The sequence below is a fragment of the Symbiobacterium terraclitae genome (assembly GCF_017874315.1).
Taxonomy (GTDB): domain Bacteria; phylum Bacillota; class Sulfobacillia; order Symbiobacteriales; family Symbiobacteriaceae; genus Symbiobacterium; species Symbiobacterium terraclitae.
In genome coordinates this window covers 84374-102624 of sequence record NZ_JAGGLG010000006.1, presented here as the reverse complement: position 1 = coordinate 102624, position 18251 = coordinate 84374, and the positions used below count along the sequence as shown (strand labels likewise).

At 70.2% G+C, this 18251-nt stretch carries 16 protein-coding genes; 15 read left to right on the top strand and 1 reads right to left on the bottom strand.

Annotation, left to right across the window (positions count from 1 at the left end):
• The first annotated feature begins 11 nt into the window (after positions 1-11).
• Positions 12-4445: a PolC-type DNA polymerase III gene (locus J2Z79_RS05230; protein WP_209465809.1), complete on the top strand. Its 4434-nt coding sequence runs from the start codon at positions 12-14 to the stop codon at positions 4443-4445.
• 74 nt (positions 4446-4519) lie between these two features.
• On the opposite strand, the gene J2Z79_RS05225 is transcribed toward J2Z79_RS05230, so the two are convergent.
• Entirely contained in the window at positions 4520-5236 is a 717-nt protein-coding gene (locus J2Z79_RS05225) for a hypothetical protein (RefSeq protein WP_209465808.1), read from the bottom strand.
• A gap of 94 nt (positions 5237-5330) precedes the next feature.
• On the opposite strand from J2Z79_RS05225, the gene J2Z79_RS05220 reads away from it, so the two are divergent.
• From J2Z79_RS05220 to J2Z79_RS05155, 14 genes are all read left to right on the top strand, one after another.
• The gene (locus J2Z79_RS05220) at positions 5331-5936 is read left to right on the top strand and encodes a lipoate--protein ligase family protein (protein WP_209465807.1); all 606 of its coding nucleotides are present in this window, start codon (positions 5331-5333) and stop codon (positions 5934-5936) included.
• Between the two features lie 72 nt (positions 5937-6008).
• Positions 6009-6863 (top strand): Cof-type HAD-IIB family hydrolase, encoded by an 855-nt coding sequence (locus tag J2Z79_RS05215; RefSeq protein ID WP_209465806.1) that lies wholly within the window; start codon positions 6009-6011, stop codon positions 6861-6863.
• Positions 6860-7333, top strand: coding sequence for a DUF4149 domain-containing protein (locus tag J2Z79_RS05210; protein ID WP_209465805.1), 474 nt, complete (start codon positions 6860-6862; stop codon positions 7331-7333). Before J2Z79_RS05215 ends, J2Z79_RS05210 begins: the two co-directional genes overlap by 4 nt.
• A complete protein-coding gene (locus J2Z79_RS05205; RefSeq protein ID WP_209465804.1) occupies positions 7333-8679 on the top strand; it encodes an ADP-ribosylglycohydrolase family protein in 1347 nt (448 codons plus the stop codon). The genes J2Z79_RS05210 and J2Z79_RS05205 overlap by 1 nt, the downstream gene beginning before the upstream one ends.
• Positions 8680-8729: 50 nt before the next feature.
• Positions 8730-9287 (top strand): hypothetical protein, encoded by a 558-nt coding sequence (locus tag J2Z79_RS05200; RefSeq protein ID WP_209465803.1) that lies wholly within the window; start codon positions 8730-8732, stop codon positions 9285-9287.
• A 245-nt stretch (positions 9288-9532) separates the two neighbouring features.
• Entirely contained in the window at positions 9533-10015 is a 483-nt protein-coding gene (locus J2Z79_RS05195; protein ID WP_209465802.1) for a ribosome maturation factor RimP, read from the top strand.
• A 22-nt stretch (positions 10016-10037) separates the two neighbouring features.
• The gene (gene nusA / locus J2Z79_RS05190) at positions 10038-11111 is read left to right on the top strand and encodes a transcription termination factor NusA (RefSeq protein WP_209465801.1); all 1074 of its coding nucleotides are present in this window, start codon (positions 10038-10040) and stop codon (positions 11109-11111) included.
• Positions 11112-11160: 49 nt separating this feature from the next.
• Positions 11161-11460, top strand: a complete 300-nt coding sequence (gene rnpM / locus J2Z79_RS05185; RefSeq protein WP_209465800.1) for an RNase P modulator RnpM — start codon at positions 11161-11163, stop codon at positions 11458-11460.
• Entirely contained in the window at positions 11457-11792 is a 336-nt protein-coding gene (locus J2Z79_RS05180) for a L7Ae/L30e/S12e/Gadd45 family ribosomal protein (protein ID WP_209465799.1), read from the top strand. Before rnpM ends, J2Z79_RS05180 begins: the two co-directional genes overlap by 4 nt.
• The gene (gene infB, locus J2Z79_RS18815; protein WP_342589422.1) at positions 11758-14952 is read left to right on the top strand and encodes a translation initiation factor IF-2; all 3195 of its coding nucleotides are present in this window, start codon (positions 11758-11760) and stop codon (positions 14950-14952) included. Before J2Z79_RS05180 ends, infB begins: the two co-directional genes overlap by 35 nt.
• A gap of 71 nt (positions 14953-15023) precedes the next feature.
• Positions 15024-15401 carry a 30S ribosome-binding factor RbfA gene (rbfA, locus tag J2Z79_RS05170; protein ID WP_209465797.1) on the top strand — a complete coding sequence of 126 codons (378 nt, stop codon included), beginning with the start codon at positions 15024-15026 and terminating at the stop codon, positions 15399-15401.
• On the top strand, positions 15394-16368 hold the full coding sequence (locus J2Z79_RS05165) for a DHH family phosphoesterase (protein ID WP_209465796.1): 975 nt from the start codon (positions 15394-15396) through the stop codon (positions 16366-16368). Before rbfA ends, J2Z79_RS05165 begins: the two co-directional genes overlap by 8 nt.
• Positions 16369-16370: 2 nt before the next feature.
• Positions 16371-17237, top strand: a complete 867-nt coding sequence (gene truB, locus J2Z79_RS05160; RefSeq protein WP_209465795.1) for a tRNA pseudouridine(55) synthase TruB — start codon at positions 16371-16373, stop codon at positions 17235-17237.
• 11 nt (positions 17238-17248) lie between these two features.
• Positions 17249-18229 (top strand): bifunctional riboflavin kinase/FAD synthetase, encoded by a 981-nt coding sequence (locus J2Z79_RS05155; RefSeq protein WP_209465794.1) that lies wholly within the window; start codon positions 17249-17251, stop codon positions 18227-18229.
• Positions 18230-18251: the final 22 nt, after the last annotated feature.

Below are 18251 nucleotides of genomic sequence, written 5' to 3'. Positions count from 1 at the left end.
GAGCCAACGAGATGTCACCGCAGTCCGACTGGCTCTCGCTCATCGATGCCGCACAGTTCTCGCCGGCGGTGCAGGCGTTCCTGGCCGGGGCCCGGGTCGTGCGCGTGGAGGTCAACCGGCAGGCCCGCAGCGTCGCCCTGCACCTGGCGAGTCCGGTGCGGCTCCCCTATGAGGAGCGCGCCCCGCTGGCTGCGGCCGTCGCCGAGGCCTGCCTCGGCGGCCTGGCGGCAGCCGTCACGGTCGTGCCCGTGCGCGACGCCGACCCCGAGGCCGATCCGGCCGAGCGCCTGACGGAGGCGTGGGCGGACATCCTGCTGCAGCTGAAGGCCGCCCTGCCGCTGGTCAACGGCATCCTGGACCGGGCCGAGCAGCGGGTGGAGGGGAAGTCGCTGGTGCTGGAGCTGCCCACCGCCGCCCAGGCGGAGGTGGCCCTGCAGCGCGGCGTGGTGCCCGTGCTGGAGCGCCTGGTGAGGCGGGAGACCGGCTGCGCCCTCCAGGTGCGGCTCACCCACCGCCCCGCGCCGAAGCCCGAGCCCCTCCGGCAGGCCCCTGCGATCCCCGACGATCCCTTCGCGGACGTCGAAGAGGAGGAGGTGCCGCTCCCGCCCGAGCCGGTTCCCGCCGAGCCGGACCCGGCGGAGGCGTACCTGGAGCAGTGGATGCAGCGCCAGTCCGCCTTCGGCAAGAAGGAGGCCGCCGCTGCCGCCCCGCCGTCGGAGGGGCCGGTCAAGGGCAAGCCCATCCCGGACGACGTGCCCGTGCGGCCCATCGCCACGATCACCGAGGAGGAGAACCGGGTGGTGATCGAGGGCGAGGTGGTCGGCCTCGACAGCCGCGACCTGAAGAGCGGGCGCCAGTTGATCTCATTCGGCATCTGCGACCTGCGCCGCGCCGAGCGCCCCGGGGATCTCGGCGACACGCTGCCGGTGAAGCTCTTCCGCGATCCGCAGAAGGAGCCGGACTACCTCGCCGTGATCAAGAACGGCACCTGGCTCAAGGTGCGGGGCAACGTGCAGGTGGACAAGTTCTCGGGCGAGCTGACCCTGCTGGCCGATGACGTGGTGGTGGGCAAGCGCCCGGACCGGAGCGACACCTACGAGGGGCCGCTGAAGCGGGTGGAGTTGCACGCACACACCACCATGTCGGCCATGGACGGCATGATCGACCCCGCTGACCTCGTGAAGACGGCGGTGAAGTGGGGCCACAAGGCCGTGGCCATCACCGACCACGGCGTGGTGCAGGCCTTCCCCGCCGCCAGCCACGTGAAGGTGCCCGAAGACTTCAAGGTCATCTACGGGTGCGAGCTCTTCCTGGTGGACGACGGCACGCCCGTCGTGGCGAGGCCGCCGGAGAACGTGGCCCTCGCCGATGCCGAGTTCGTGGTGCTCGACATCGAGACGACGGGCTTCTCGCCCATCGGCGACGACATCATCGAGCTCGGCGCCGTGCGGTTCCGGAACGGGGAGGTGGGCGAGTCCTTCCAGTCCTTCGTGCGCCCCTCGAAGCCCATCCCCGAAGAGGTGCAGAAGCTCACCAACATCACGCCCGACATGGTGGAGAACGCCCCCGGGCCCGCCGAGGCCCTCCGCGCCTTCTTCGAATTCGTCGGCGACGCCATCGTGGTGGCGCACAACGCGCAGTTCGACTACTCCTTCCTGCGCTACCACCGGCAGAAGCACCTGGGCGAGCCCTTCGACAACCCGGTGCTCGACACGCTGACGCTGGCCCGGGCGGTCCTGCCCCACATGCGCAGCCACAGCCTGGCCGCCCTGACGAAGGAGCTGCAGGTGCCGCTGGTGGACCACCACCGTGCGGACGCGGACGCGAAGACCGCCGCCATGGTGCTGGGCAAGCTGCTGGAGCGCGCAGAGGGGGTCGAGACCGTCGCCGACCTCAACGGGCTGACGCGCTCGATCAACGCCGAGCAGCTGCGGCCCTACCACGCGACGTGCCTGGTGAAGACCCAGGCCGGGATGAAGAACCTCTACAAGCTGATCAGCCTCTCGCACATCGAGTACTTCAACCGCACGCCGCGCGTGCCGCGGACGGAGCTGGAGAAGCACCGGGAGGGGCTCCTGATCGGCTCGTCCACCTACGGCGGCCACCTCTTCGACGCCCTCCTGCGCGGCGTGCCCGAACCCGAGCTGGAGCAGATGGTCGCCTGGTACGACTACCTGGAGATCCTGCCCCGCGACTGCCTGGCCTTCCTGCTGCAGTCGGGGCAGGTGAACTCCGAGGAGCAGCTGCTCTCGCTCAACCGGCGCATCTACGAGCTGGGCAAGCGGCTGGGGAAGCCCGTCTGCGCCGTGTCGGACGCGCACTTCCTGGAGCCCTACCAGCAGATCTTCCGCCGCATCCTGAAGGGCGGCATCGGCTTCCGGGACGAGTACGACGGCCCGTTCTACCTGCGCACCACCGAGGAGATGCTCGCCGAGTTCGCCTACCTGGGCGAGGAGGCCGCGTATGAGGTGGTGGTGACGAACCCCAACGCCATCGCCGAGCAGATCGAGCGGGTCAAGGTGGTGCCGGACAAGCTCTACCCGCCGGTGCTGGAGGGCTCCGTGGAGGAGACCCGCCGGCTCTCGTGGGAGAAGGTGAAGCGGGTCTACGGCGACCCGGTGCCCGAGAAGATCGCGCAGCGCCTGGAGAAGGAGCTGAACGCGATCATCGGCAACGGCTTCGCCGTGTCCTACTACATCTCGCACCTCCTGGTGAAGAAGTCCAACGAGCTGGGCTACCTCGTCGGCTCCCGGGGGTCGGTGGGCTCCTCCTTCGTCGCCTGGGCGATGGACATCACCGAGGTCAACGCCCTGCCGCCGCACTACATCTGCCCGTCGTGCAAGTACCTGGAGTGGCACGACGACGGCAAGACCGGCTCGGGCTTCGACCTGCCCCGGAAGGCCTGCCCGAAGTGCGGCACGCAGCTGGACCGCGACGGGCAGGACATCCCGTTCGAGACCTTCCTGGGCTTCAAGGGCGACAAGGTGCCGGATATCGACCTTAACTTCTCGGGCGACGTGCAGGGCCGCATCCAGAAGTTCTCCGAGGAGCTGCTGGGAGGCGAGAAGTACGTCTTCAAGGCGGGCACGGTGGGCACCATTGCCGAGAAGACCGCCTATGGCATGGTGCGGGCCTGGCTGGAGGAGAACAACATCGCCGGGGTCCGGGAGGCGCACATCGGCTACCTGGCCGCGGGCGTGGCCGGGGTGAAGCGGACCACCGGCCAGCACCCGGGCGGCATGGTGGTCTGCCCCGTGGGCATGGAGATCGAGGAGGTCACCCCGGTGCAGTACCCGGCCGACGATCGCAGCTCCGGGGTGAAGACGACCCACTTCGACTACCACTCCTTCGAACAGGCGCTGATGAAGCTGGACATCCTCGGCCACGACGACCCGACGATGCTGAGGATGCTCCAGGACCTCTACCGGGAGAAGACCGGCAACCCCGACTTCGACATCCGGAAGGTGCCGGTGGACGACCCGGACGTGCTGGCGCTCTTCAGCCCCGGCGGCAACCGGGTGCTGGGCATCGACGACGGGCGCCTCCAGTTCGATCTGGGCACCATCGTGCTGCCGGAGATGGGCACGCGGTTCGTGCGCCAGATGCTGATGGAGACCAGCCCCCGCAACTTCTCGGACCTGGTGCGCATCTCGGGCCTGTCCCACGGCACCGACGTGTGGACCAACAACGCCCAGGAGCTGGTGAAGAAGGGCATCCCCTTCCAGGACGTCATCGGCTGCCGCGACGACATCATGGTGCAGCTGATCTACTGGGGCGTCGAGCCGGCCACCGCCTTCAAGATCATGGAGTCGGTGCGCAAGGGCAAGGGGCTCACGCCCGAGATGGAAGAGACGATGAAGGCCTGCAACGTGCCCGACTGGTACATCTGGTCGTGCAAGCAGATCAAGTACATGTTCCCGAAGGCGCACGCGGCCGCATACGTCCTCTCCTGCCTGCGCATCGCCTGGTTCAAGGTGCACGAGCCGCTGCTCTTTTATGCCGCCTACCTGTCGGTGCGGGCGGGCTCGGTGGACGCGAACCTGCTGGTGCAGGGGCCCGAGGCCGTGCGCCGGTACGTGCAGGAGATCGAGGCCAAGGGGCGCGACGCCACGCCCAAGGAGAAGGACTCCCTCACCGAGTACGAGCTGGTGGAGGAGGCGTTCCTGCGGGGCATCCGCTTCGCCCGGGTGGACCTCTACCGCTCCGACGCCACCCGGTACCAGATCATCGGCGAGAACCTGCTGCTCTGCCCCTTCAACTCGCTGGCCGGGCTGGGCGACAGCGCGGCGCAGGCCATCGTGGAGGCCCGGGCGCAGGGCGAGTTCCACTCCAAGGAGGACCTGAAGAACCGCGCCCGGCTCAACAAATCGGTGATGGAGCTGCTGGAGAACCACGGCTGCCTCAGCGGCCTGCCCGAGGGGAACCAACTGGTGTTCGGGTTCTGAGCGCGAGCGGGGGAGGATGGCCTGCGTACCATCCTCCCCCGGATGACGGCTCCGGTGCAGCTGCGGGCGGCGGTTCAGGCGGCAGCCAGCCGGCGGAAGTGCGCGGCCAGCAGCCCGCTGGCGAGCGGCAGGACGATGCACCAGACCGCCGTGGAGACCAGCCCTGCGGGGTGCAGGTGGTCAAGCGTGACGAAGTAGACGATGCCGCCGGCCACTGAGGCCGCGGCGTTCACGGTGAACAGCCGCCGGATGAGCGCAGGCAGCGGCCCGCCCCCGAGGGTCTCGGCGGCGAACGCGGCGGCAGGGCCCATGAAGAAGTTGTAGCAGAGGATCGCCAGGCCCCAGAAGAGCGACCGCGGGTTGCCCATCACCAGGAGGCCGAGCGCCCCGGCCTCGGGCCCCAGGAGGTTGCCCCTGACCACGACCAGCTGCACGGTATAGTTCACACAGGCCACGACAGCATAGATGATGGCCAGGGCCAGGCCGACCCGGCTCCACACCCGCACCTCCTCCGGGGCGACGCTGTGCACGCACGCGAGCATGGTGACGAAGGCCGGGGCGAGCACCAGCGACGGGACGAGCACCAGCGCCATACGCCAGGCGCTGAAGGTGGCCGTGAAGGCCTCCATCCCCTGCCACTCGCCGGCGACGGGCGCGGTGGCCGCGTGGTAGCCGAAGGCCAGGGTGAAGCCCACCGCGCACAGCGCGGTCAGGGTGGCGGACCAGAAGCCGAGGCGCAGGGCGGGCGGCGGCTGCCCGCGGCCCGGCGCACGTCGGGGCACAGCGCACAACGTAGACACCTCCTTCGTCGTGCTAGTAATTATAATCGAAACTGAAACTTGCTCCATATGACGATTTGCCCTTATTCCAAATAGGAGGCGACTCATGGAAATCACCCCGCTGCCCTACGATGCGGTCGCACTTGAGCGGTTCGCGCGCGAGGGCCCCTTCCTCTGGTTCTGGGAGCCGGAACGGACCGAGGCCGTGCTGGGCGCCGGAACGCCGGAGACCGATGTGAACCTGGCGCTCTGCGCCGCCGCCGGCGTGCCGGTCTACCGCCGCAAGGGCGGCGGCGGTGCCGTGGTGCTCACCCCGGGCTGCCTGGTGATCACCGCCGCCTACGACGCCCGCCGCAAGGCGTTCGCCACCCAGTGGATCGGCCCCATCGCCGAGGCGGTGGCCCTGGCCCTCACCCGCCTGGGGTTGCGGGACGTCTCCGTGCGGGGCATGGGCGACGTGGCCATCGGCGACCTGAAGGTGCTGGGCTCCAGCCTCTACGCCAACCGGGAGGTGGCCCTCTACCAGGGCTCGCTCCTCGTGGACCCCGACCTGGAGGAGATCTGCGCCCTGCTGCCCCACCCGTCCCGCGAGCCCGACTACCGCCGGGGGCGGAGCCATGCGGCCTTCATGACTTCGCTGGCCCGGGAGGGCTACCGGGGCGGCTGGCAGGAGCTGGAGCGGGCGCTGGCGGAGGAGCTGCGCCGGGTATGAGCGGTGGGATTGCGCCCCGGAAGGGAAGGATGTAGCATGGTGGCGGAGATGCCCGTACCTGGGGGTAAGGCTTTGCGGTACCGGCTGGTCGCCCTGGACGTGGACGGCACGTTGTTCTGCAGGCGGCACGAGGTCTCCCCCCGCACGCGCGCGGCCCTCGCGGCGGCGCGGCGGCGGGGCATGGTCACCGTCATCGCCACGGGCCGGATGCCGCACTCCGCCCTGCGCATCAGCCGGGAGATCGGCGGTGGTCCGGTCGTCTGCTGTAATGGCGCGGCCGTCCTGGACGAGCACGGGTCGTACCTGGAGTTCCGGGAGATCCCCGGGGATGCGCTGGCGCAGTCGCTCGTGCTCGGGAGGCGGTTCGGCGCCCTCATGCACTGCTACACCCCCGAGGGCAAGGTGTTGGACCAGCCCCTGGCCCACTTCCTCGACACGTACCGCTGGATCCGCGCCGGCGAGACGCCGCTGCGCGCCGCTCTGGCCGCCGCCCGCATGTGGGGGGCCAACCAGACCCGCCTCGTGCGGCGGCTGGAGCGGTGGGCCCTGGCCCACGACCGGCCGCCGGTGCTGAAGGTGATGCTCCTGGGCGACCCCGACCGCCTGCAGGCCCTGGCGGATGAGGTCCGGCGGCAGGTGGCCGGCGTGGAGGTGACCTCCTCGGGCAAGGGCAACCTCGAGATCAACGCCGCGGGCGTCTCCAAGGCTTCGGGCCTGGCGGCGCTGGGTGAGCGGCTGGGAATTCCCCCCGAGGCGATGATCGCCTTCGGCGATTCCGACAACGACCTGGCCATGCTGCGTTACGTCGGGCTGGGGGTGGCGATGGGCAACGCCGCCGCCCACGTGAAGGCCGCGGCGGACCGCGTGGCTCCCTGCTGCGAAGACGACGGCGTTGCACACGTCCTGGAGGAGGTATGCGGAAGATGAGGGCACTGGAGGCCGTCACCCAGCTGGCGATGGGGCTGTGGGTGGGCGCTGCGGCGGGCTTCGCCCTGGGCGCCCCGAAGATCTTCGCCGCGTTCGGATCCGACAGGCAGGCGGCCGGCGACCTGGCCGGCGACATCATCTACCTGCTCAACAACGCCGGGCTGCTGCTGGGGGCGGTCGCCCTGCTGGCCCTGCTGCCCAGGCTGCGCAGCGGCGTCAACAAGGCACGGCTGGTGCTCCTCCTGGGGTGCATCGGCATCGCCCTGACCACCTGGCTCTACATCTTCCCGCAGATGGAGCGGGCGCAGCCGCCCGAACCCATCCAGAACTACGCCGAGACCGACCCCCTGCGGGTGGCCTACAACCGCTGGCACACGCTTTCGGAGCGGGTTGCGGCCGCCGGTATGCTGCTGGGCACCGGGGTGATCGTGCTCGGGCCGTTCGCTGAAGACAGGAGGGGGCGGCGCTGATGGACTGGCACCTTCGGGTTCTGGAGGCGCTCAGGGCATCGCGCACCGACTGGGACGAGCCCCCGGACTGGCGGGCCGTGCTCGCCCTCTACGAAGGGCTCGGCCCCGCGGAGGCCGGGGAGCTGGACCGGACCCTGGTCTCGATGATCGACATCGGCTACCGGAACCCGCACGCTGACCGGGAACTACAGCCGTTCGAGCAGGTGTCGGCGGGCCTGCCCTCAGGCATGGCGCCTGAGGATCTGCTGTGCCTTGAGGCCGCGGTGCTGGCGGCTGCCGAGCGGGGGCTGAGCGACGCCTATTTCCCCTTCCTGCGGCTCCTGAGCCTGCCCGCCTGGCACGTCGTGGGCAGCAGGCTGACCTGGCTCCACAGGGAGGGGTTCGCGGCGCAGCGGGCGCTGGGGCTGACCCGCGCCGGGCGGGGCCTGGGGGCGCTGCTGGGCCTGGCCGTCGGCGACGCCCTGGGCTGCACCGTGGAGTTCATGGACCGGGACGCCATCCGGCGCCGCTTCCCGGACGGCCACCGGGAGATCCTGGGCGGCGGCCCGTTCGGCTTCCCCGCCGGCAGCTGGACGGACGACACCGCCATGGCCGTCGCGGTGGGGCGAGGGATCGTCGAGTCCCCCGCCGACCCGGTGGATGCGGTGGGCCGCCATTTCGTCACCTGGCTGGAGTCGGACCCGCCCGACGTGGGCAGCACCTGCCGCATGGCCATCGCCGCGTTCCGGCGGCTGGGGTCGTGGGAGGCGGCCAGCAACCACGTGGCGGCGGAACTGGGGCAGTGGGCCGGCGGCAACGGCGCCCTGATGCGCACGCTGCCCGCGGCCCTGGCGTACGGACCGGACCCGGGGCCGGCCATCCGCATCGGGCGGATGACGCACCCGCACCCCGAGTCCGACGCGGCGATCGCGATCTACCACCGCACGGTAGATGCCCTCCTCGACGGCGCTGCGCCGGCGGAGGCCCTCTCGGCCGGGCTCGCCCCGCTGCCTGGGGCGGAGCCCGCCGTGGATGCGGCGATCGGCGCCCTGGCCCGGCGCCTCGAGGGGCTGCGGGACCGGCCGGCGGAGCGGGTCCGGGCCGGCGGGTACGTCGTGGAGACGCTGGAGGCGGCGCTCTGGGCGTTCCTGCGCACGGATTCCCTGGAGGAGTGCGTCACGGCCGCGGTGAATCTGGGAGATGACGCCGACACCGTCGGCGCCGTGGCCGGCGGGCTGGCCGGCGCCGCTTACGGGCCGGCCGCAGTGCCGCGGCGGTGGAGCCAGGCCCTGCGGGAGCGGGCGGTCATCGACGCGCTGGCCGAAGGGCTGTACGATGTGTACCGGAGCAGGACGGGGCGAGACTAGGCGATATGGAGGTGGGGCGGCGGACCCGGGGTTCGGGGCCGCCGCGGCGAATGACCGCAGAGACGAAGAAGAGTAGCGCTGGAACCCAGTTCGGCCTTACGCTGGTGCAGAAGATCCTCTACGGCGTGCTGCTCGTGGCCGCAGCCGTGCTCGTCGTTCCCCTGAGCCCGCTGTTCACCGGCACGTTCGGCACGGTGATGTTCGTGCTCTACGGCATCCTGATCGGTATCCTCTCGTGGTACGTCTCGTCCGGCTGGGCGTTTGGCGTGGAGGTGTCGGCCGCCGAGATCCGGGTTCGGGACGCCGGCCGGGTCGTCGCGATCCCCATGGACAAGGTCGGCATGCTGGTGCGCGGCGGGAGCAACCCGCTCTTCCCCGCGGTCTGGGTCGTGCTGCGCGGGGCGGGCGTGGGGCGCGAGCTGCCCGAGAAGGGCGTTCCCCCGCATGCGCAGGAGCTGCTGGCGCAGTTCCAGCGGCGCAACCCGGGCAAGAAGCTGACCTACGTGCCCATCCCGATGCTCTACCTGCGCTCGGTGGGCGAGTTCGTCGGCGAGCTGAAGCGGCGCATTCCGCCGCTCACAGTTGATGAGCGACTTGGGCGAAAGTAGGCCCGGATTCCCTTGCCACCAGCGGCAATCTGTGCTATTATGAGCAACGAGGTAGCCGTCCTGTGTGTCAAGGAGTGGGTGTCAACCCACTCTTTTCAACGTCCGAGGTTCCGTCATCCGGAACTGCCGGGAGCCGGTGAGAGCCGGCTCATTTGGTGCCCGGAGTTGGGAAAGAGTAGTCCTTGAATGCACTGCGTTCACAGCGACGGCCTTTCTGCAGCCCGTGATCGGAGGTCTGGTCCTGTTTGGCGAAGAGCGGGAAACGTCTCGAGGAGTTGGTGGAAGAAGTGGCCGCGCCCCATGCTGCGGCCTTGGGGCTCGAACTGGTGGGGGTTGAACTGGTCAAGGAGGGTGCCAACCGCTATCTCCGTGTCTATATCGACAAGGAGGGCGGCGTGGGATTTGACGACTGCGAGGCACTGAGCCGGGTGGTCGACGCCCGGCTGGACGAGATACTGCCTGATCCACCGTACGAGTTCTTCGAGGTCTCTTCGCCCGGGCTGGAGCGGCCCTTAAAGCGCGAGGAAGACTTCGCCCGCTACGCGGGGCACAAGGTGGCCGTGACCACCTACGCCCCCGTGGACGGGCAGAAGTCGTTTGTGGGTGAATTGATCGGGCTCATTGACGGTCGCGTCACGCTGAGGCTCACCGAGGGGAAGTCGCAGGGCCAGACGGTTGCCCTCGACCGTAAGCAGGTTGCGAGCGCTCGGCTTCACGTTGATTTCTAGGTGTGCGGAAGGGGTATAGCGTATGAAAGCCGAGATTCTCGAGGCGCTGGATGACCTGGTGCGTGAGAGGGGCATCGCGCGGGAGGTCCTGATCGAGGCGATTGAGGCGGCGCTGATTTCGGCGTATCGCCGGAACTTCGGTGCCGCGCAGAACGTGCGGGTCTTCTTCGACGACAAGACGGGCGACTACCGGGTGTACGCCCAGAAGGAGATCGTTGAGGAGGTCACCGATCCGCGGCTTCAGGTGAGCCTCGAGGAGGCCCGGGCGAAGAATCCCACGCTCCAGTTGGGCGACATCTTCGAGGTGGAAGTGACCCCGCGGGACTTCGGCCGCATCGCCGCCCAGACCGCCAAGCAGGTGGTGGTCCAGCGGATCCGCGAGGCCGAGCGCGGGATGATCTACGAGGAGTACTCCAGCCGGGAAGGCGAGATCGTCACCGGCGTTGTGCAGCGGCAGGACCCCAAGACCAAGACGGTCTACCTGGAGCTCTCCAAGGGCGTTGAGGCCGTGCTCACCGCCAACGAGCAGATCACCGGCGAGCGGTTCGTGGAGAACCAGCGCATCAAAGCGTATGTGATCGAGGTCAAGCGCACGACCAAGGGCCCCGCCATCGCGGTCTCCCGCACGCATCCCGGCCTGCTGAAGCGGCTGTTCGAGCTGGAGGTGCCTGAGATCCACGACGGCACGGTGGAGATCAAGGGCATCGCCCGCGAGGCCGGCGCCCGGTCGAAGATCGCCGTCGCCGCGCGCGACCCGAACATCGACCCCGTCGGGGCCTGTGTCGGACAGAAGGGGCTGCGGGTGCAGAACATCGTCGACGAGCTCCAGGGCGAGAAGATCGACGTGGTGGAGTGGTCGTCGGATCCGGAGGTCTTCGTGGCGAAGGCGTTGTCGCCCGCCAAGGTGACCCAGGTGATCTGCGACGAGTCCGCGCGCATCGCCCGGGTGGTCGTTCCCGATTACCAGCTCTCCCTCGCCATCGGCAAGGAGGGACAGAACGCCCGGCTGGCCGCCAAGCTGACCGGGTGGAAGATCGACATCAAGTCCGAGTCGCAGGCCGCCGCCGGCGCCTGGGACGAGCTGAGCGAGGAGTAGTGCGAAGCTAGGCCGGGCAGGCCCGGCCCTGGAAGAGGAGGTGGCGGTGATGGCCAGAGGGCAGCAGCCAAAGGTGAAGAAGATTCCCCAACGCATGTGTGTCGGCTGTGGGCAGATGAGGGCGAAGAAGGAGCTCATCCGGATCGTGCGGACGCCCGAAGGCGTCATCGAGCTGGATACCTCTCCTTCCGGAAAGCGGCCCGGACGCGGCGCCTACCTGTGCCGCAATCCGGAGTGCCTGGCGAAGGCCGTGAAGGGCAAGCGGCTGGAGCGAGCCTTGGAGCAGCCGGTCTCCGACGAGGTCTGGGCCCGGCTCGAGGCAGGAATGGGGATGGTGAACGCTGAGTGATCCCGCCATCTCTGCATTCCCTGCTCGGGCTGTGCCAGCGGGCCGGGAAGCTCGTTTCGGGCGACCTGGCCGCAGAGCAGGCCCTCAGGCGAAGGCGAGCCGATCTGGTCCTGCTGGCGACGGACGCCAGCGAGCGGACCCGGGAGAAGTTCATCCACCTGGCCGCCCGGGCGGGCACCCCATGCTACAGCGTGGGCACCCGCGAAGCGCTGGGCGGCGCGGTGGGCAAGGCGGGACGGGCGGTGATCGTCATCCAGTCCCGCGACTTCACGAAGGGTATGATCGGCATCCTTGAGCGTGAGGGGCTGGCTCCTGTGTCAGGACGGGGGTGATCCGTTGGAGCCAAAGCTGCGCGTATTTGAACTGGCTAGAGAGCTGGGTGTGGACTCCAAGCGGGTGCTGGAAGTCCTTCAATCTTTGAACGTGGATGTGAAAAACCATATGAGCACCATCGACCAGAAGACTGCAGAACAGGTGACCGGGGCCGTGAAGCGCGCCGGCGCCCAGAAGGAGGAGGAGCCGACCGGCACGGCGGCCAAGGCGGGCAAGCAGGCCGCGGCGCCGAAGCCGACGAGGGAGGCCAATCCTGCCAAGGCCTCGCTTCTCGAGGACTTCTTCGGGGCCGGTACCCGGCCGCGCCAGCCTGTCGCTGAAAACAGGGAGCGGCGCCCGCTTGCCGAGCGGCGGCCGCTGGCCGAGCGGCGCCCGGTCACGGAACGCCGCCCCCTCGCCGAGCGCCCGCTTGCTGAGCGGCGCCCGGCCGCCGAACGTCCTGCTGCGGAGCGTCCGGCAGCCCAGCGCCCGGCCGCCGAGCGTCCCGCTGCGGAACGCCCGGCTGCCCAGCGCCCGGCCGCGGAGCGTCCGGTTGCCGAACGGCCGGCTGCGGAGCATCCCGCTGCCCAGCGTCCCGCCGCCGACCGCCCGGCGGCTGAACGTCCGGCCGCGGAGCGTCCGGCTGCCGAGCGTCCGGCTGCCGAGCGTCCGGCTGCCGAACGGCCGGCCGCCGAGCGCCCGGCCGCTGCCCAGCGCGCGGCCACACCTGCGCGCGGTGACGCCGCTGCGCCGCCTGCCGAGGCCTCGCCCGCTCAGCGGCCTGCGGCTGCCGGTGCGGCTGAGGCTCCCGCTGCCGGGAAGGCCCAGGCGCCTGCTGCTGATGCCGGGGCGGGCACCGCACCGGCCAAGCCCGCGGCATCTGCCGACGCCAGGAAGGGCGCCGGCCCGGCGGCCGGCGAGACCGCCGGCGAGACCGCGCCCGCGCGTCCGGCTCCTGCCGCCGCCGGTCAGCCGGCCCGTCCTGCCACCTTGGGACTGGGGCTGCCCGTCAAGCCGGCTCCGGCCGCCAAGTCCGGCCTCGGCCTGCCCGCGCGCCCGGCGCAGCAGCCGCGGCCCACCGGCTCGGGCATCGGCCTGCCGGTGAAGCCCGCCGGCCCGCGGCCGGGTCCCCGTCCGGGAATGCCCGGCGCTCCGGGCCGCGCCGACGGCCCGCGCCTCGGCGGGCTCGGCCTGCCACAGAAGGGCGGCCGCCGCGGCGGTCCGCTGAACATCCCGAAGGTCGACCCGAAGGTCGCCGAGCAGGCGAAGCCGAGCGAAGGCAGGCCCCGCATCGGCCAGGGCGGCGACCGCAAGCGCGGCGACGCCTTCTCCCGGCGCGAGAACTCGCCCTCCCGGCCGTCTGAGGAGAAGCTGTTCGGGCGCAGGCCGGTGCGCAAGCCCTCGGTGGTGGAGCGGCGCACGCTCAAGCCCATCACGATCTCCGGCCCGATGTCCGTCAAGGACCTGGCCCACGAGATGGGCGTCACCGCGGCCGAGGTCATCAAGAAGCTGCTCACCGGCTTCGGCATCATGGCGACGATCAACCAGGAGCTGGATACCGATACCTGCGTCCTCGTGGCCTCGGAGTTCGGCGTCGAGGTCACGGTCGAGGAGAAGCAGGACATCGTCGAGATCTACGACCGGGTCGAGGATCTCGACGAGCCGGCCGAGCTGAAGAAGCCGCGGCACCCGGTGGTCACCATCATGGGCCACGTCGACCACGGCAAGACCTCGCTGCTCGACGCGATCCGGCACGCGAAGGTCGCCGCCGGCGAGGCGGGCGGCATCACCCAGCACATCGGCGCCTACGAGGTGGAGCTGAACGGCCGGAAGATCACCTTCCTCGACACGCCCGGCCACGAGGCGTTCACCGCGATGCGCGCCCGCGGCGCCAACGTGACCGATATCGCCGTGCTGGTCGTCGCAGCCGACGACTCGGTCATGCCGCAGACCGTCGAGTCCATCAACCACGCGAAGGCGGCCAACGTGCCGATCCTCGTCGCGATCAACAAGATCGACAAGCCCGAGGCGAACCCGCAGCGGGTCATGCAGGACCTCACGGCCTACGGCCTCGTGCCGGAGGAGTGGGGCGGCGATACCATCATGGTACCGGTCTCTGCGAAGCAGAAGACCAACCTGGACCTGCTGCTGGAGAACATCCTGGTGCTCGCCGAGGTGGCCGAGCTGAAGGCCAACCCCGACAAGCCCGCCGCCGGCACCATCCTGGAGGCGGAGCTGGACAAGGCCCGGGGTCCCGTGGCGACCGTGCTCGTGCAGGCCGGCACGCTCAACAACGGCGACGTCTTCGTGGCCGGCACCGCGTGGGGCCGCGTGCGGGCGATGTTCGACCACCGCGGGCGCAAGCTGAAGGCCGCGGGGCCGTCGACGCCGGTGCGCGTGCTGGGCTTCAACTCGGTGCCCGCCGCGGGCGACGTGTTCCGGGTCACCCCGGACGAGAAGACCGCCCGCGCCGTGGCCGAGAAGCGCATCGCCAAGGCCCAGGCGGAGCGACAGGCCCAGAAGGCCATCTCGCTGGAGGACTTCATGAGCCAGGTCGCCCAGGGCGAGATGAAGGACCTGAACGTCATCGTCAAGGCCGACGTCCAGGGCTCCGTGGAGGCCATCCGCGGGCAGCTGGAGAAGCTGCGCAACGAGGAGGTCCAGGTGAAGGTCATCCACACCGGCGTCGGTGCGATCTCCGAGTCGGACGTGATGCTGGCCAGCGCCTCCAAGGCGATCATCATCGGCTTCAGCGTGCGGCCTGACGACCGGGCGTCCCGGGCGGCCGAGGAGCAGGGCGTCGATATCCGCACGTACAACGTGATCTACGACATCGTCGACGATATCGAGGCCGCCATGAAGGGCATGCTGAAGCCGAAGATCGAGGAGGTCGTCCTGGGCCGGGCGGAGGTCCGCGAGACCTTCAAGGTGCCCAAGGTGGGCATGGCCGCCGGCTGCATGGTCATCAACGGCAAGGTCACCCGCAGCGCCCGCTACCGGCTCATCCGCGACGGCGTCGTCGTCTGGGACGGCCAGCTCAACGCCCTGCGCCGCTACAAGGACGAGGTCAAGGAAGTGGCCGAGGGCTACGAGTGCGGCATCACGCTGGAGAACTTCCAGGACTTCAAGCGCGGCGACATCCTCGAGGCTTACGAGCTCAAGGAGGTCAAGGCCGGCTAGGCCCGGTATCGATCCCGGCGCAAGGCCGGTGGCGCAGCCACCGGCCTTTGCTGACAGGAGGTGCATACGCCATGGCAGGGAACCAGCGCGCCGTGCGCGTCGGCGACCAGATGCGCGATATCCTTGCGGAGCTGCTGCGCGACGAGGTGAAGGACCCCCGCATCGGCTTCGTCTCCATCGTCCGGGTGGAGGTATCAAACGATCTCCGCCACGCGAAGATTTTCGTGTCCGTGCTGGGCAACGAACAGCAGAAGAAGGAGTCGATGAAGGGTCTGGCCTCGGCCACCGGCTTCCTGCGCAGCGAGGTGGCCAAGCGGCTGCAGCTGCGCTACGCCCCCGAGCTGCACTTCGAACTGGACGAGTCGATCGAGCACGGACAGCGCATCGCCCAGCTGTTGGTCCAGGTTCAGGACGAGCAGAAGCGACGCGCCGCGGAAGAGGGTGAGTAGCCTGCTGATCGACCTGGCGGCCGCGAGCCGGATGATCCGCGATGCGCAGCGGATCCTCTTCTTCATGCACGTGCAGCCGGACGGCGACTCGATCGGGTCGACGCTGGGCATGATCCGCGCCCTGCGCCAGATGGGCAAGGAGGCGGTCATGGTGGGGGTGGACCCCATCCCGCCCATGTACCACTTCCTCCCGGGCTGGGACAGCTACCGCGTGGAGTGGCAGGACGTGGACGGGGAGTGGGACCTCTCCTGCTTCCTGGACTGCGGCGACCTGGAGCGGGTGGGCGACGCCCTGCCGGCCGTGCAGCGGGGCCGGCGGACCCTGAACGTGGACCATCACGCCACCAACACCGCCTTCGCCGAGTTCAACTACCTGGACTTCTCGGCCGCCGCGGTGGGCGAACTGGCCTACCGCATCCTGCGGGAGATCGGGGCGCCCATCGACCCCGAGACCGCGCTCTGCCTCTACACCTCGCTGGTGACCGACACGGGCGGCTTCCGCTACGACTCCACCGGCCCCTCCACCCACCGGGTGGCGGCCGACCTGATCGAGCTGGGCGCCCGTCCCTACGACGTGGCCCAGGCGATCTTTGAGACGGAGAGCCTCCCCCGGCTCGCCCTGCTCGCCCGCGCCCTGCAGACGCTGCGGCTGGACGGCGGCGGGCGGGTGGCCTGGATGGTGATCACCCGGGAGATGCTGCGTGAGGCCGGCGCACAGGAGCACGACGCCGAGGGCGTGGTCAACTACGCCCGCTCGGTGTCGGGGGTGGAGGTCGGCATCCTGTTCAAGGAGACCCCCGACGGCCGGGTACGGGTCAGCCTGCGCTCCCGCAAGACGGCCGACGTGGGCGCCGTGGCCAAGGGGTTCGGCGGCGGGGGGCACGCCCGCGCCGCCGGCTGCACCCTGTACACGGGCCTGGACGAGGCGGTCGGCCAGGTGCTGGCGGCCGTGAAGGCGGTGCTGTAGCGATGGACGGCGTCCTCAACCTGCTCAAGCCACCGGGCATGACGTCGCACGACGTGGTGGCTTTCGTCCGGCGGACGCTGGGCGTGAAGAAGGTGGGGCACACCGGCACGCTGGACCCCGGCGTCGCCGGCGTGCTTCCTGTCTGTGTCGGGAAGGCGACGCGTCTCGCCGAGTACATCGCCGGCAGCGACAAGGCCTACCGGGCCGAGATCACCTTCGGCGTCACCACCAGCACCCAGGACAGCTTCGGGGAGGTGCTGGCCGAGGCCGACGCCGCCCACCTGACCCGGGGGGACGTGGCCTACGCCCTCACCCGGTTTCACGGGCCCATCGACCAGGTGCCGCCGATGGTGAGCGCCGTGAAGGTGGAAGGCCGGCGGCTCTACGAGCTGGCCCGGGAGGGGGTCGAGGTGGAGCGGGCGCCCAGGCGGGTGACCATCCACAAGCTCCAGCTGCTGGACTTCCGGCCGGGGCCGCGCCCGGTGGCCTACGTGGACGTGGTCTGCTCCAAGGGTACCTACGTGCGGACGCTGGCCCACGACCTGGGCCAGTACCTGCGGGTGGGGGCGCACCTCTCCTACCTGGTGCGGACCCGCTCCGGCGGGTTCGCACTGGCCGACGCCGCCACCCTGGAGGAGCTGGCCGCCGGGCAGGCCCGGCTGCTCCCGCCGGCCGCGGCCCTGGGTGGCATGCCGCGGCTGGTGATCACCGGTGCCGCAGCGGATCGCCTGAAGCACGGCGTCGTGCCGCAGGTGCGTGTTGCGGAGCAGGATGGAGAGACCGTTGCGCTGTTGGATGCAGACGGCGATCTGCTCGCCCTGGCCGAGGCCCGGGGGGGCAGGCTGAAGCTATTGAAAGTATTTGCATAAGAGGTATACACATGGAACTCGTCACGCGCATCGCGGATGTACCGCTGAGGGGCACGGGGAACATCGTTGCGATCGGCAAGTGGGACGGCATCCACCTGGCCCATCAGGCGATCCTGCGCGCCCTGGTGAACGAGGCCCGCAGGGTCGGCGGCCAGTCGGTGGCCATCGGCTTCCACCCGCTGCCCATGGCGGTGCTGCGCCCCGAGCTGGCCCCGCCCATGCTGCAGACGCTGGAGGAGCGGGCCGAGGTCATGGCTGCGCTCGGCGTGGACGTTCACCTCGCCCTGCCCTTCGACCGCGCATTTGCCGACCTCACCCCCGAGGCCTTCGTCCACGACGTGCTGGTGGGGCAGCTGGGGGCCAGGCAGGTGATGGTGGGGTTCAACAACACCTTCGGGCGCGGCGGCAAGGGCACGGCGGAGACGATGCGGCAGCTCTGCGCGCCCCTGGGGATACCGGTGCACGTCTTCCAGCCGGTGCGGGTGGACGGGGAGAACGTCTCCTCCACCGAGGTGCGCTTTGCCGTGGCCAAGGGGCGCATGGAGTCGGCTGCCCGTCTGCTGGGACGGCCCTTCGCCATCCGGGGCACGGTGGTGTCGGGCGACCAGCGCGGGCGGCAGCTGGGCTACCCCACTGCCAACATCCGGATCGAGCCCGGCCGGCTCCTGCCCGCGCCGGGTGTCTATGTGGCCCGGGTGACGCTCCTCGGCGAGCCCCGGCCGCTGCTGCCGCCAGCCACCGTCGCCCCGCGCAGCGGGCCCGTCTACGGGGCGATGCTCAACCTGGGCACCCGCCCGACCGTCGGCGGCTCGGAGCTGCGCTGCGAGGCGCACCTCTTCGACTTCGGCGGCGACCTGTACGGCAGCGAGGTGCAGGTGGACTTCCTGCAGTACCTGCGCCCCGAGCGTGCCTTCCCGGGCGTGGAGGCGCTGGTGGCGCAGCTGCGGGCGGACGAGCAGGCGGCGCGTGCCTGGCTCGAGCGGAATGCGTGAGCGGCGTGGCATGTTCGCAGCA

Bases quoted from the DNA above. Each gene is read 5' to 3' on its own strand.
- J2Z79_RS05230 (WP_209465809.1), top strand. From the start codon at position 12: ATGTCACCGCAGTCCGACTGGCTCTCGCTCATCGATGCCGCACAGTTC.
- J2Z79_RS05220 (WP_209465807.1), top strand. From the start codon at position 5,331: ATGGAAATCACCCCGCTGCCCTACGATGCGGTCGCACTTGAGCGGTTC.
- J2Z79_RS05210 (WP_209465805.1), top strand. From the start codon at position 6,860: ATGAGGGCACTGGAGGCCGTCACCCAGCTGGCGATGGGGCTGTGGGTG.
- J2Z79_RS05205 (WP_209465804.1), top strand. From the start codon at position 7,333: ATGGACTGGCACCTTCGGGTTCTGGAGGCGCTCAGGGCATCGCGCACC.
- J2Z79_RS05200 (WP_209465803.1), top strand. From the start codon at position 8,730: ATGACCGCAGAGACGAAGAAGAGTAGCGCTGGAACCCAGTTCGGCCTT.
- nusA (WP_209465801.1), top strand. From the start codon at position 10,038: ATGAAAGCCGAGATTCTCGAGGCGCTGGATGACCTGGTGCGTGAGAGG.
- rnpM (WP_209465800.1), top strand. From the start codon at position 11,161: ATGGCCAGAGGGCAGCAGCCAAAGGTGAAGAAGATTCCCCAACGCATG.
- rbfA (WP_209465797.1), top strand. From the start codon at position 15,024: ATGGCAGGGAACCAGCGCGCCGTGCGCGTCGGCGACCAGATGCGCGAT.
- truB (WP_209465795.1), top strand. From the start codon at position 16,371: ATGGACGGCGTCCTCAACCTGCTCAAGCCACCGGGCATGACGTCGCAC.
- J2Z79_RS05155 (WP_209465794.1), top strand. From the start codon at position 17,249: ATGGAACTCGTCACGCGCATCGCGGATGTACCGCTGAGGGGCACGGGG.